Origin of the sequence: Streptomyces araujoniae, from assembly GCF_050871195.1 — a bacterium.
GTDB classification, from domain to species: Bacteria; Actinomycetota; Actinomycetes; order Streptomycetales; family Streptomycetaceae; genus Streptomyces; species Streptomyces bacillaris.
The window spans coordinates 2,232,445-2,246,490 of record NZ_CP194070.1; the positions used below are offsets into that span (position 1 = coordinate 2,232,445).

9 protein-coding genes are annotated in these 14,046 nt (G+C 73.1%); 2 read left to right on the top strand and 7 right to left on the bottom strand.

Annotated elements, in window-relative coordinates; translation table 11 throughout:
• Positions 1-11: 11 nt before the first annotated feature.
• From hemW to lepA, 4 genes are all read right to left on the bottom strand, one after another.
• On the bottom strand, positions 12-1,253 hold the full coding sequence (hemW, locus tag ACQ9ZG_RS09605) for a radical SAM family heme chaperone HemW (protein WP_109917211.1): 1,242 nt from the start codon (positions 1,251-1,253) through the stop codon (positions 12-14).
• Positions 1,254-1,406: 153 nt separating this feature from the next.
• Complete coding sequence (locus tag ACQ9ZG_RS09610; RefSeq protein WP_499280281.1) at positions 1,407-3,431, bottom strand: SpoIIE family protein phosphatase; 2,025 nt, start codon at positions 3,429-3,431, stop codon at positions 1,407-1,409.
• A gap of 299 nt (positions 3,432-3,730) precedes the next feature.
• Positions 3,731-5,620, bottom strand: coding sequence for an AMP-dependent synthetase/ligase (locus ACQ9ZG_RS09615; protein ID WP_028415241.1), 1,890 nt, complete (start codon positions 5,618-5,620; stop codon positions 3,731-3,733).
• 278 nt (positions 5,621-5,898) lie between these two features.
• A complete protein-coding gene (gene lepA / locus ACQ9ZG_RS09620) occupies positions 5,899-7,773 on the bottom strand; it encodes a translation elongation factor 4 (protein WP_109914942.1) in 1,875 nt (624 codons plus the stop codon).
• 229 nt (positions 7,774-8,002) lie between these two features.
• On the opposite strand from lepA, the gene rpsT reads away from it, so the two are divergent.
• Positions 8,003-8,269 carry a 30S ribosomal protein S20 gene (gene rpsT, locus ACQ9ZG_RS09625; protein ID WP_018487114.1) on the top strand — a complete coding sequence of 89 codons (267 nt, stop codon included), beginning with the start codon at positions 8,003-8,005 and terminating at the stop codon, positions 8,267-8,269.
• Between the two features lie 476 nt (positions 8,270-8,745).
• On the opposite strand, the gene holA is transcribed toward rpsT, so the two are convergent.
• Positions 8,746-9,735 (bottom strand): DNA polymerase III subunit delta, encoded by a 990-nt coding sequence (holA, locus tag ACQ9ZG_RS09630; protein WP_028415239.1) that lies wholly within the window; start codon positions 9,733-9,735, stop codon positions 8,746-8,748.
• A 90-nt stretch (positions 9,736-9,825) separates the two neighbouring features.
• On the opposite strand from holA, the gene ACQ9ZG_RS09635 reads away from it, so the two are divergent.
• Entirely contained in the window at positions 9,826-10,071 is a 246-nt protein-coding gene (locus ACQ9ZG_RS09635) for a hypothetical protein (protein ID WP_109914941.1), read from the top strand.
• Positions 10,072-10,221: 150 nt separating this feature from the next.
• On the opposite strand, the gene ACQ9ZG_RS09640 is transcribed toward ACQ9ZG_RS09635, so the two are convergent.
• Together ACQ9ZG_RS09640 and ACQ9ZG_RS09645 are read right to left on the bottom strand one after the other, a co-directional pair.
• The gene (locus ACQ9ZG_RS09640; protein ID WP_109914940.1) at positions 10,222-11,106 is read right to left on the bottom strand and encodes a YceI family protein; all 885 of its coding nucleotides are present in this window, start codon (positions 11,104-11,106) and stop codon (positions 10,222-10,224) included.
• A gap of 255 nt (positions 11,107-11,361) precedes the next feature.
• Entirely contained in the window at positions 11,362-13,986 is a 2,625-nt protein-coding gene (locus ACQ9ZG_RS09645) for a ComEC/Rec2 family competence protein (RefSeq protein ID WP_499281586.1), read from the bottom strand.
• Positions 13,987-14,046: the final 60 nt, after the last annotated feature.

Genomic DNA, 14,046 nt, shown 5'->3' on the forward strand with positions numbered 1-14,046 from the left:
CGGCTCCCGGCTCAGTCCACCAGGTCGCGCACCACCGCGTCGGCCAGAAGCCGCCCGCGCAGGGTGAGGACCGCGCGGCCCTCCTCGTACGGAACCGGTTCGAGCAGCCCGTCGGTGAGAGCGCGGCGGGAGGCGGCGAGGCCGTCGGGTTTGAGCAGGGCGAGCGGGCAGCCCTCGCGGAGCCGCAGTTCCAGGAGGATGCGCTCGACCCGGCGGTCCTCCTCGGCCAGGATCTCGCGGCCCGCGCCCGGTGAGCGTCCCTCGGCCAGCGCCTGGGCGTACGCGCCCGGGTGCTTCACGTTCCACCAGCGGACCCCGCCGACATGGCTGTGGGCGCCGGGGCCCGCGCCCCACCAGTCGGCGCCGCGCCAGTACAGCTCGTTGTGGAGGCAGCGGCCCGCCTCGGTGGTGGCCCAGTTGGAGACCTCGTACCAGTCGAACCCGGCGGCGGCGAAGGCCTCGTCCGCGATGAGATAGCGGTCGGCGTGGGCGTCGTCGTCGGTCATGGGGATCTCGCCGCGCCGGATGCGGTGGGCGAGCCGGGTGCCCTCCTCGACGATGAGCGCGTACGCGGAGACGTGGTCGGGGCCCGCGCCGATCGCCGCGTCCAGGGTGGCCCGCCAGTCGTCGTCGGACTCGCCGGGGGTGCCGTAGATCAGGTCGAGGTTGACGTGGTCGAAGCCGGCCGCGCGTGCCTCCGCGACGCAGGCCTCGGGCCGGCCCGGGGTGTGCGTGCGGTCCAGGATCTTCAGGACGTGCTGCTTGGCGCTCTGCATCCCGAAGGAGACCCGGTTGAAGCCGCCCTCGCGCAGGGCGGAGAGGTAGGCCGGATCGACGGACTCCGGATTGGCCTCGGTGGTGATCTCCGCGTCCTCCGCGAGCCCGAACTCCTCCCTGACCGACGCCAGCATCCGTACGAGGTCGGCGGCGGGGAGCAGGGTGGGCGTCCCACCGCCGACGAAGACGGTACGGACCGGGCGCGGGTCGTCGCCGAGGACCTTGCGGGCCTGGCGGACCTCCCCGATCAGGTGGGCGGCGTAGTTGTCGCGGGAGGCGAGGGCTCCGCCGGAGCCGCGCAGCTCGGTGGCGGTGTAGGTGTTGAAGTCGCAGTAGCCGCAGCGGGTGGCGCAGTACGGAACGTGCAGGTAGAAGCCGAGAGGCCGGTCGGCTGCGCCTTCCAGGGCATGGCGGGGCAGCGCCCCGTCGTCGGGCACGGGCTCACCATCGGGAAGTACGGAAGGCATACCGCCCATTGTCGCTCGCCGCCGGAGCTTCCCGGACCGGGCCGCTCTCCGCCCGGTCCGCCCGCCCCACCAGGTCCACCGGCCCCGCCCGCCCCACCCGGTCCGGGAGACGTCCGGCTGTTCCGGGAAGCCTTCGCCCGGTCCCGGAGACCTCCGGCCCGCTCAGCCGGCGTGCAGGACCAGCAGGGCCACGTCGTCGTCCGGCGGCTGCTCGGCGAACTCGTGGACGGCCCTCCGGATGCGCTCGGCCGTCGCCTCGGCCGGCAGCCCGGCGCACCCGGCGAGGACCTGGGCCAGGCCGTCCCCGTCGTCGAACATCAGCGGGCCCGACCGCCGCTCGGTCACCCCGTCCGTGACGCAGAGCAGGCTGTCCCCGGGCGCGAGGTCGAAGACCTGGCTCTCGTACGCCACGTCCTCCACGACCCCCAGCAGCACCTGCGGCTCGGCCGCCGGTCGTACGGAGCCGTCGGGGCGGAGCAGCAGCGGCAGCGGGTGCCCGGCGCTGGCCACCGTGCAGCGGACGCCCCCGCCGGGAAGCGGCACGACCTCCCCGTACAGCAGGGAGAGGAACCGCGACTGGGTGCCGTCGTGGAGCTGCTGGCCCCCGGCGGCGGCGACCATCAGGGCGGCGGCCTCGGCGGCTTCCATGGCGTCGTCCAGCAGCAGCCGGTTGAGCCGGTCCAGGACCTCCCCGACGCCGAACCCCTCGCGGGAGAGGAGCCGGAGCCAGGGGCGGGCGAGGCCGGTGACGACGGCGGCCTCGGGCCCGCTCCCCTGGACGTCCCCGAGGACGAAGCACCAGCGGTCGCCGGGGCACGGGAAGATGTCGTAGAAGTCGCCGCCCACCACTCCGTCGTCGCTCGGCTCGTAGACGAGGGCGCTGGTGACACCGGGGATCTCCGCGACCTTGCTGGGGAGCAGGCCGCGCTGGAGGATGCGGCTGATGGTGGCCTGCCGGGTGTAGGCGCGGGCGGCGCCGACGGCGAGCCCGAGGCGGCGGACGAAGTCCTCGATGAGCGAGGCGACGGCCTCGGGCATCCGGGCGACCCCCTCCCGCCCGACGAGCACGGTCCCGAGCGCCCGGCCGCCCGCCGTAATCCGGAACGCCAGCGCGGCCCCGTCACGGCTGCCGGGGTGCGGGGCGTCCCCGGCGGGCGGGCCGTCCTGGGGGTGCGGACCGCCCTCGGCGCCGGGCGCGTTCCCGGTGTACGGGCCGCGCTGCGCCGACCACGGTACGGGGACGTGTACGGGCCCCGGTCCGATGTCGGCGGGAAGCCGGAGGGGCTCCCGCTCCAGGGCCGTCCGCAGCGGCTCCGTACCGGTCTCGTCGCTGTGCCAGACCCGGGCGAGCCGGGGTTCGGCGCCCGGTCCCCCGCCCTCGGCCTCCAGCCAGATCGCGCACCAGTCCGCGAGGCGGGGCACCAGCAGCTGGCCCGCTATGGCGGCCACCAGGTCCTCGTCGAGCTGCCCGGCCAGCAGGTCGGACGCCTCCGCGAGGAAGGCCGGGGCGCCCCGGCTGTCCCAGACCGCGTCGTCGCGCTCGGTGCGCCGGGCGGCGGGGGCCAGGATCTCGGCGGCACGCAGCCCGCGCCGGAGGGAGTCCCCGTCGGGCGGGGCGGGCGGCCCGCTCCAGTCGTCGACGGGGAGCCGGGCCCAGACGGTCTTGAGGCCGGTGCGGTAGGTGATGCCCCAGGACTCGGCGAGGGTGGCGACGAGCTGGAGGCCGCGACCGTACTCGGCGGGATCGGGCAGCCCGGTGGGCTCCCCGGTCTCCGCACGGGCCGGAGCCCCGGTCGCCGCCTCGGGCTCGTCGCCGCTCACCGGACGGGCCGGGTGGTGGTCGGTGACCTCCAGGACGAGGGCGGCCGAGGGCTCATCGCCGCCCTCCTCCTCCAGCCTGAGCACCAGGTCGACCGTGGTTCCGGCGTGCACGACCGCGTTGGTGACCAGCTCGTTGGTGACGGTCACCGCGTCGTCGGCGAGCCGGTCGCTGAAGCCCACGGCGGCGGGCACCCCCAGCCCGGTCCACTCCGCGAGCGCCGCCCGCACGAACCGGCGGGCGGCGGAGGGGGCCAGAGGTATCCCGGGCAGGCTGGTGCGACTGGCCGGGCGCGGGCCGTGCGCGTACCCGGCACGGATGGTGCCGGGGCGCTGCACGGTGTCCCGCTGCAAGGGGATGGGTGCCACGGTGCGGCTCCTACGGGTCCGACGACTCCGACAGAGTGACAGACCGGACGCACCCATAAGCACCGAGTTACGGAACTGGGCAGAAAATCGAGCAGGCTCGAACGCGGGACTGCGGGAAACGCCCCGGGGAGCGGACAGCGGGCGGCCTCGGCCGAGCCCCCGCCGCAGCCGATCCCCGTCGCAGCGGGGCCCTCGGTCACAGAGAGGCCCCCGGTCACAGCGGGGCGGCCGGACCCTTTCGGTGTCCGGCCGCCCCGCCCGTGCGCACACGGGGTGTCAGCGGTTCGCGCGCGCAGGCGTCACGCCTCGCGGGAACCCGCGTACATCTCGTCGATCAGCCCCTGGTACTCCCGCTCGACGACCGGCCGCTTCAGCTTGAGGCTCGGGGTCAGCTCGCCGTGTTCGACGTCCAGGTCACGGGGCAGGAGGCGGAACTTCTTGATGGTCTGCCAGCGCTGGAGCCCCTCGTTGAGGCGCTGTACGTAGCCGTCGATCAGCTCGATCGTCTGCGGGGCGGCGACCACCTCCGCGTACTCCTTGCCCTCCAGGCCGTTCTCGGCGGCCCAGTTGAGGATCGTGGGGCCGTCGAGGGCGATGAGCGCGGTGCAGAAGTTACGGTCCGCGCCGTGCACCAGGATGTTGGAGACGAACGGGCAGACCGCCTTGAACTGGCCCTCGACCTCGGCCGGGGCGACGTACTTGCCGCCGGACGTCTTGATCAGGTCCTTCTTGCGGTCGGTGATCCGGAGATAGCCGTCGGCCGACAGCTCCCCGATGTCACCGGTGTGGAACCAGCCGTCCGACTCCAGCACCTCATCGGTCTTGTCGGGCAGCTTGTGGTAGCCCTGCATGATGCCGGGGCCGCGCAGCAGGATCTCGCCGTCCTCCGCGATGCGCACCTCGGTGCCGGGGAGCGGCTTGCCGACGGTGCCGGTGCGGTAGGCCTCGCCCGGGTTGACGAAGGAGGCGGCGCTGCTCTCGGTGAGGCCGTAGCCCTCCAGGATGTGGACGCCGGCGCCCGCGAAGAAGAAGCCGATGTCGGGGGCGAGGGCGGCGGAGCCGGAGACGCAGGCGCGCAGCCGGCCGCCGAAGGCGTCACGGATCTTGGAGTAGACGAGCGCGTCGGCGACCTTGTGCTTGGCGCCGAGCGCGAAGGGGACGGAGGCCTTGCCGGTGCGGCGGAAGTTGTCCTGGGAGACCTTGGCGTACTCGCGGGCGACCCCGGCCGCCCACTGGAAGATCTTGTACTTGGCGCCACCGCCCGCACGGGCCTTGGAGGCGACCCCGTTGTAGACCTTCTCGAAGATGCGGGGGACGGCGGCCATGTAGGTCGGCTGGACGATCGGCAGGTTCTCGACGATCTTGTCGATGCGGCCGTCGATCGCGGTGACGTGGCCGACCTCGATCTGGCCCGAGGTGAGGACCTTGCCGAAGACGTGGGCGAGCGGCAGCCACAGGTACTGCACGTCGTCGGCGTTGATCAGCCCGGTGGAGACGGTGGCCTTCGCCATGTACGACCAGTTGTCGTGCGGCAGCCGTACGCCCTTGGGGCGGCCAGTGGTGCCGGAGGTGTAGATGAGGGTGGCCAGCTGGTCGGAGGTGATGGCGGCGACCCGCTCGGTGACCGCGTCCGGGGTCTTGGCCAGCAGCTCGTTGCCCCGGGCCTCCAGCTCCGCGAGGGTGATGATCCAGCCCTCGGGGTCGTCGGCGGCGGGCTCGACGCCGGTCGGGTCGATGACGACGACATGGGCCAGCTCGGGCAGCTCGGCGCGGCGCTCCCGGGCCTTGGCCAGCTGCTCCGCGTCCTCCGCGACGAGCACGCGGCTCTCGGAGTCGGCCAGGATGAACGCGGACTCCTCCGCGTTCGTGGAGGGGTAGACCGTGGTGGTCGCGGCGCCCGCGCACATGACGCCGAGGTCGATGAGGATCCACTCCACCCGGGTGGCGGAGGAGAGGGCGACCCGCTCCTCCGGCCGTACGCCGAGCGCGATCAGCCCGGCCGCGATCGCGTAGACCCGCTCCGCGGCCTGGCCCCAGCTCAGCGACTTCCAGTCGTCGGGGCCCTCGCCCGAGGCCGACGGGACCGGGTAGCGGTACGCCTCCCCGTCCGGGGTCGCCGCAACGCGGTCGATGAAGAGGGCCGCCACGGAGGGCGGCCGGTTATCGATCTTGGTCTGTGTGTCGCTCACGACGTCCTCCGGGCCTGCGGCATTGCTACGACCGGCTTCTTTGATCCTGCGACTACTACTGCTGTCCTGCTGCGCAACCTGCTTGTTCGGCTTGTTTAACTGGCGAGTAACCATCGATGCGTGATCAGAGTAGAACGCACGCGCGCGCAACGTAAGAGGCAACGGGCCGCCGCTTTCATAACGAAAGGGCCCTCACACCGCACGGTACTGCGGTGTGAGGGCCCTCGCGCCGACCGCCGCCGCGCGGCAGGCCGTCGCCGTGGGCGGACGGGAGGGGGCTACTTCTTGCCCTTGCTCTCCCCGGCGGACTCGTCGGTGGACAGCACCGCGATGAAGGCGTCCTGCGGGACCTCCACGTTGCCGACCATCTTCATCCGCTTCTTGCCCTCCTTCTGCTTCTCCAGCAGCTTCCGCTTACGGGAGATGTCACCGCCGTAACACTTGGCGAGGACGTCCTTGCGGATGGCGCGGACCGTCTCGCGGGCGATGACCCGGGCGCCGATGGCGGCCTGGATCGGCACCTCGAAGTTCTGCCGCGGGATGAGCTTCTGGAGCTTGGCGACGAGGCGTACCCCGTACGCGTACGCCTTGTCCTTGTGGGTGACCGCGGAGAAGGCGTCCACCTTGTCGCCGTGGAGCAGGATGTCGACCTTGACCAGGTGGGCGCTCTGCTCGCCGGTGGGCTCGTAGTCGAGGGAGGCGTACCCCCGGGTCTTGGACTTCAGCTGGTCGAAGAAGTCGAAGACGATCTCCGCGAGGGGCAGGGTGTAGCGGATCTCGACCCGGTCCTCGGAGAGGTAGTCCATGCCGAGCAGGGTGCCGCGCCGGCCCTGGCACAGCTCCATGATCGCGCCGATGAACTCGCTCGGGGCCAGCACCGTGGCGCGGACGACGGGCTCGTGCACCTTGTCGATCTTCCCCTCGGGGAACTCGCTCGGGTTGGTGACGATGTGCTCGGTGCCGTCCTCCATCTCGACCCGGTAGACCACGTTGGGCGCGGTGGCGATCAGGTCGAGGCCGAACTCGCGCTCCAGCCGCTCGCGGACCACGTCCAGGTGGAGCAGGCCGAGGAAGCCGACGCGGAAGCCGAAGCCGAGCGCGGCGGAGGTCTCCGGCTCGTAGACCAGGGCGGCGTCGTTGAGCTGGAGCTTGTCGAGCGCCTCGCGCAGGTCCGGGTAGTCCGATCCGTCGAGCGGGTAGAGCCCGGAGAACACCATCGGCTTGGGGTCCTTGTAACCGCCGAGCGCCTCGGTCGCCCCGTTCTGCAGGGAGGTGATCGTGTCACCGACCTTGGACTGCCGCACGTCCTTCACGCCGGTGATGATGTAGCCGACCTCACCCACGCCGATGCCGTCGGCCGGGGTCATCTCCGGGGAGGAGACGCCGATCTCCAGCAGCTCGTGGGTGGCGCCGGTCGACATCATCCGGATGCGCTCGCGCTTGTTGAGCTGGCCGTCGACGACACGGACGTAGGTGACGACGCCGCGGTACGAGTCGTAGACCGAGTCGAAGATCATCGCGCGGGCGGGGGCGTCCGCGACACCGACCGGGGCCGGGACGTCCCGGACGACCCGGTCGAGCAGCGCGTCCACGCCGACACCGGTCTTGGCCGAGACCTTGAGCACGTCCTCCGGCTGGCAGCCGATGAGGTTGGCCAGCTCCTCGGAGAACTTCTCCGGCTGTGCGGCGGGCAGGTCGATCTTGTTGAGCACCGGGACGATGGTGAGGTCGTTCTCCATCGCCAGGTAGAGGTTGGCCAGCGTCTGGGCCTCGATGCCCTGCGCGGCGTCGACCAGCAGGACCGTGCCCTCGCAGGCCGCGAGCGAACGGGAGACCTCGTAGGTGAAGTCCACGTGGCCCGGGGTGTCGATCATGTTGAGGACGTGGGTCAGCCCCTTGTCCTCGCCCTCGGTGGGCGCCCAGGGCAGCCGGACCGCCTGGGACTTGATGGTGATGCCGCGCTCGCGCTCGATGTCCATCCGGTCGAGGTACTGAGCGCGCATCTGCCGCTGGTCGACCACGCCCGTCAGCTGGAGCATCCGGTCGGCAAGGGTCGACTTGCCGTGGTCGATGTGCGCGATGATGCAGAAGTTGCGGATCAGCGCCGGGTCGGTACGGCTCGGCTCGGGCACGTTGGAAGGAGTCGCGGGCACGCAGGGTCCTGATTCTTGAGACGCCGAACGCCGTGTCTCGGGTCGATGTCGGGTCGGTCGGATCGTCGGTCGGATCGATACGTAGGCTCCATCGTCCCACGCCCGCGGGACAGCGACCGGTTTGGGCCGGTCGGAGGGTGACTGCTACCGTGGACAGCTGTGCTCAGTGGCTCTTCTGAAGCCGATGAGGACAACTCGTAGATCCAATCGAACCTGAAAAGGCTCTTTCGTGGCGAACATCAAGTCCCAGATCAAGCGGAACAAGACCAACGAGAAGGCGCGCCTGCGCAACAAGGCCGTCAAGTCGTCGCTCAAGACCGCGATCCGCAAGGCCCGCGAGGCCGTCGCCGCCGGTGACGTCGAGAAGGCCACCACGGCCGCTCGCGACGCTTCCCGTCAGCTCGACAAGGCTGTCTCGAAGGGTGTCATCCACAAGAACGCCGCCGCCAACAAGAAGTCGGCGCTGGCGTCCAAGGTTGCCTCCCTGCAGGCCTGAGCTTCTTCCCGAAGCTCACTGATGTGACTCAGCCGGAACGGATCAGCGGGCCCTCTCTCCCGCCCCTGCCCGGCCCCCCGCGCCGCACACCGAACCTGCGTTCGCCACGCGGGTGCGGCGCACCAAGAGTGTGACCCGAGGCCCCGGGCCCCGATCTCCCCAGATCGGAGCCCGGGGCTCTCGGCATGCCGGGGCCGACGCCCGGGGCTCGCTTCCGGGGCGGGCGGGGCATATCCAGCCCGTCCGGAGGCTCGCTTCCGGCCCGTCGGGGGCATATCCAGCCCGTCCGGCGTTTGAGGACGGAACCGGCGCTCGGACGAGATCCCGCGCAGTACGGTGCACCCGCACGGCCAGTCCCAGCCCGGCCGGCGCTCGAGGGCGAAGCCGGTAACCGCCGGAACCCGTGACCGCACGGAACCGATGAGCGCGGGGACCCGAGGGGCGACGGGCCCACGGCCGCACACGTCCGTAAGGGGCTACCGCCCACCCGCCCGCGCGGCCCGCGCAACAGCCACGACGGCCTTCTCCAGGGCGTACTCCGGATCGTCCCCCCCGCCCTTCACCCCCGCGTCCGCCGCCGCCACGGCACGCAGGGCCGAGGCCACCCCGTCCGGCGTCCACCCCCGCATCTGCTGCCGCACCCGGTCGATCTTCCACGGTGGCATGCCCAGCTCGCGGGCCAGGTCGGCCGGCCGCCCGCCCCGCGCGGAGGACAGCTTCCCGATCGCCCGTACACCCTGGGCCAGCGCACTGGTGATCAGCACGGGCGCGACCCCCGTCGACAGCGACCACCTCAGCGCCTCCAGCGCCTCCGCGGCCCGCCCCTCGACGGCCCGGTCGGCCACGGTGAACGAGGACGCCTCGGCCCGCCCCGTGTAGTAGCGCCCGACGACCGCCTCGTCGATCGTGCCCTCGACATCCGCGATCAGCTGTGACACCGCGCTGGCCAGCTCCCGCAGATCGCTGCCGATCGAGTCGACCAGCGCCTGGCACGCCTCGGGCGTCGCGGACCGCCCGAGGGTGCGGAACTCGGAGCGGACGAAGGTGAGCCGCTCGGCCGGCTTGGTGGTCTTCGGACAGGCGACCTCCCGGGCGCCCGCCTTGCGCGCCGCGTCCAGCAGCCCCTTGCCCTTGGCCCCGCCGGCGTGGAGCAGGACGAGCGTGATCTCCTCGACCGGGGCGCCGAGATACGCCTTGACGTCCTTGACCGTGTCGGCCGAGAGGTCCTGCGCGTTGCGCACGATCACGACCTTGCGTTCGGCGAAGAGCGAGGGGCTGGTCAGCTCGGCGAGCGTGCCGGGCTGGAGCTGGTCGGACGTCAGGTCGCGTACGTCGGTGTCGGCGTCGGCGGCACGGGCGGCCGCCACCACCTGCTGCACGGCACGGTCCAGGAGGAGGTCCTCCTGGCCCACGGCGAGCGTGACGGGGGCGAGCGGATCGTCGGTGGAATTCTTCCTGGTGGCCATCGCGATCCAGCATCCCATGCCCCACTGACAGCCCGGTCTCCCCGCCGCCCGGGGCCAGGGGCACCACGGGCCGTACCGGAGAATGGCCGGGTGAGCGACGTGAGACATGTACTGGTGCTGCCCGACCGCGACGCCGCGGAGGAGGTGGCCGAGGAGCTGGCGGACCGCTTCGGGGTCGCCGAGGAGCCGCAGCTCGTACGGGACGCCCTGGCCGGTGAGGACGACGCCGAGGACGCCCAGTGGCTGGTGGTCGTGGAGGACCCGGCGGAGCGGCTGGACCCCGGCGCGCTGGACGAGTTCGCCGCGGAGTACGAGGGGTGGCTGGAGAAGCCGTAGGGCAGGGCCCCGTATCCCTGGTTCGGGCCGGGGCGAGTGCTTCCCGCGCCGGGCCCGGTAAGCACTCGGGCAGGATTGTCCGTCCCCGAGTCGGCCGTCGGGACGGGGCTCGCCCCGCGTCGGCCCCTCGGAGCGAGCCCCGTCCCCGGCTCAGCCCTTCGGGACGATCTGGATGTCCAGGTCGATGGCGATGCTGGGGCCGACCACGGTGATGCCCTTCGCCAGCATCGTCTGCCAGGTGAGGGTGAAGTCCTCGCGGTGCAGCTCGGTGGTGGCCCGGCAGGCGGCCCGCCGCTCGCCCTGGAGGCCGTGGCCGAGCCCGAGGTACTGGGTGTCCAGCGTCACCGTACGGCTGACCCCGTGCAGGGTCAGGGCGCCCGTGACGGCCCAGCGGGAGCCGCCCCGGTGGACGAAGCGCTCGCTGTAGAACTCCAGCGTCGGGAAGCGGGCGACGTCGAGGAAGTCGGCGGAGCGCAGGTGGTCGTCGCGCATCCCGACGTTGGTGTCGATCGACGCCGCGTCGATGATCACGTGCATGGCGGAGTCCTCCATGCGGTCGGCGATCCGCACGGCACCGGCGAAGGTGTTGAACCTGCCGTGGATCCGGGCCATGCCGATGTGCCGGGCCGTGAACCCGATCTGCGAGTGGTTCGGCTCGACCTCCCAGTCCCCCGGTTCGGGCAGCTGCGGGGGTGCCGCGGGCTGGAGGACCACATCGCCCGGCGTCGCGTGGCCCCCCGCGACCACCGTGGCCGCCCCGTGGAACGGCGTGTACCCCTCGGCCGTGACGGCCAGCCGGTAGTCGCCCTCCGGAACCGTGGCGAACACACTCCCGAACGGATCCGTCTCGCCGCCCACGACCTTGCGGCCGACCCCGTCCGTGATGACGAACTCCGCCTGCCGGACCGGCTCGCCGACCGGGTCGAGCACCCGGCAGCCGAGGACGCCCGCCGAAGGGGGCACCCGCAATCCGGCGAGGGCCCCACCGCGCCCGGCGCCCGCCTGGCTCCTGCTTCCCAGCCAACGGCCGAACATCTTCTCCGTACCCCCAGGGGCGTTCCGCGCTTCGGGGCCTCTGACAGGTGGACGTCGTTGTCGGAAACAGCGCCCCACCGACGAATAGACATTCGATCACTGTTGAGACGTTCGAGGCAAACAGCGCAGCTAGGAGGGGCTGGTCAGGTCTTGCACGGAGGTGATACGAGCTATCCGCAGCTATGGGCATAGGTGGGGATTTGGGCGTTTGGGTGTTCGTCCCCGTGTACGTACGCGCGTCCCTCCGGCCTCCCGTCATGAACGGCCCACCGCCCGAAGCTCCCTGCCCGCGCCCGTCACCGCGACGGCCCCGTCGGTGTCGGTCCGCAGGACCCGCGCCCCGGCCGCCCGCAGCGCGTCCAGGGTCCGGGGCGCGGGGTGGCCGTACGGGTTGTCCGCGCCGCAGGAGATCAGCGCCAGCCTCGGCCGCACACGGTCCAGCAGCCCCGTGTCCTGGAAGGCGGAACCGTGGTGGGCCACCTTGAGAACATCGACCCGGGGCAGTTCCGACGGGCCGTGCAGCAGGCCCCGCTGGGCCGGTGGTTCGAGGTCGCCCAGGAGCAGCAGCGTCAGCCCGCCCGCGGCCCGTACGTACAGGGTCACGCTGGAGTCGTTCGGCCCGCCCCCGCCCTTCACCGCGGCCACTCCCCCGGGCCCGGCACGCGGCCAGAGGACCTGCCACTCCACCGGCCCCGCCCTGCGCCGCTCACCTGGGGCCGCCCGGACCGTCGCGACCCGGGCCCCGGCCGCCGTCCGCCGGACGAACGCGGCCTGCTCGGGCGGCTCGTCGAGGCTCGTCGTCTGGATCGCGCCCACGGCCCGGCCCCGCAGCACACCGGGCAGGCCCCGGACGTGGTCGGCGTGGAAGTGGGTCAGGACGACCAGGGGCACCCGGGTGACGCCGAGGTCCCGCAGACAGCGGTCGACGGAGCGGGGGTCGGGCCCGGCGTCGACGACCACCCCCGTCCCCTCCCCGGCCGCGAGCACCATCGCATCGCCCTGCCCGACGTCGCACAGCGCGAACGCCCAGTCCGGCGGTGGCCATCCGGTGACGACCCGGGTCAGCGGGGCGGGCCGCACCACCACCAGGACCAGCAGCAGCGCGGCGGCGGCGCAGAGCCAGGGGTGCCGGGCGAACCGAGGGGCGAGCAGCACGGCCAGGACCGTGAGGCCCGCCAGGAGGGCGGCACCGGCCCAGCCCCCGGGCCACGGGGCCTCCGCCCCGGGAAGGTCCGCCCCCGTACGGGCCACCCGGGCGATCCACCCGGCCGGCCAGCCCGCGATCCGGGCCAGCAGTTCGGCCACCGGCGGGGCGGCCGGGGCGACGGCCAGCGCCGCGAACCCCAGCACCGTCGCGGGCGCCACCGCGAACTCCGCCAGCAGGTTGCACGGAATCGCCACCAGGCTGATCCGCGAGGCCAGGACGACCACGACGGGCGCGCACACCGCCTGCGCGGCCCCGGCCGCCGCCAGCACCTCCGCCAACCGTCCCGGCATCCCCCGCCGTTGCAGCGCCGCGCTCCACCGGGGCGCGAGCGTCAGCAGGGCGCCCGTGGCCAGGACCGAGAGCAGGAACCCGTAACTCCGCGCCAGCCAGGGGTCGTACAGCACCAGGAGCACGACGGCCGCCGCCAGAGCGGGGATCAGGGACCTGCGGCGGCCGGTCCCGATGGCGAGGAGGGTGATCAGACCGCAGGCCGCCGCCCGCAGGACGCTCGGCTCGGGGCGGCAGACGACGATGAACGCGAGCGTGAGCACCCCGCCGAGCAGTGCGGTCCCGCGCAGGGAGATGCCGAGCTTCGGTGCCAGGCCGCGCCGTTCGCTGTGCAGGGCCGATCCGGGCGGCCCGATGAGAAGGAAGAGCAGAATCGACAGATTGGCCCCGGACACGGCGAGCAGGTGTGTGAGGTCGGTGGCCCTGAAGGCGTCGTGCAGATCCGGCGGGACCCGGGAGGTGTCCCCGACCACCAGCCCCGGCAGCAGCGCCCGCGCGTCCGCGTCGAGCCCGTCCGTCGCCTCCCGCAGCCCGGAGCGCAGACTGCCGGCGGCCCGCTGGACCGCCGTCGGGTTCCCGGTGGTCCTGGGCGGCCCCTCGCTCTCCACCCGCAGCACCCCGGCCAGGCGTTCGCCCTGGTGGGCAGGGGGTGACAGGCGCCCGGCGACCCGGAGCCCGGTGGAGGGCAGGAGCCCCTGCCACGCCGCCCGGTCGTCCCCGGGCGACACCATGAGGAGCACGGGCGTACGGACCCGGGTCCGCCGACCGTCGGGGGCCGCCACCTCGGTGATGTCGGCGTTGATCAGGAGCGTGGCGGGGGTGCTGTGGCTGCCCCGCACACCGGGGCGGGTCGGCCGGGGGTCCGAGGTCACCCGCACCTCGGCGCCGACCCGCGCGTGCTCCTGCGCCAGCCCGGGGACAGGCCCACGCCGCACATCGGCCCCGTGCAACCCGGCCGAGGCCCCGCCTGCCGCGCCACAGAGCAGTACGACCCCGATCACAGCTGCCCAGCCGAACCGGGCTGCCCGCCCGGTCTGGGTGGGCTGGCTCGACCGGGTGGGCTGCCGTGATCGGGTGGGCTGCCCGGGGTCGGCGGCCCCGACTGCCCCGGCGGACACTGCGGCCCCGGCGGGCACTGCGGACACTGCAGCCCCGGCGGCCCCGGCGGACACGGCGTTCCGGCTCCCGCCACCCGCCACCGCCCTCCCGCGCACGCGCCCACGTCCACGCCCCCGCCCACGCCCACGCCCACCGAACGCCACCGCCAGGAGCACCAGCGCCGCGACCGCGCAGACCGCCACCCCCGCGGCCACCCGGTGGCCCGGTTGCCCCAGCGCGAGAGCCGCGGCGGCCCAGATGGACAGGGCCGGCAGGACGAGCCGCAGGTCCGTCGGCCCCTCTTCCCTCGCCCGGGCCGCACCCGGTGCCCGACCGGCGGTCCCGCC

What these genes read in the sequence shown, in the direction of transcription:
- hemW (WP_109917211.1), bottom strand. Translation starts at nt 1,253, where the DNA reads ATGGGCGGTATGCCTTCCGTACTTCCCGATGGTGAGCCCGTGCCCGAC.
- holA (WP_028415239.1), bottom strand. Translation starts at nt 9,735, where the DNA reads ATGGCCACCAGGAAGAATTCCACCGACGATCCGCTCGCCCCCGTCACG.
- ACQ9ZG_RS09640 (WP_109914940.1), bottom strand. Translation starts at nt 11,106, where the DNA reads ATGTTCGGCCGTTGGCTGGGAAGCAGGAGCCAGGCGGGCGCCGGGCGC.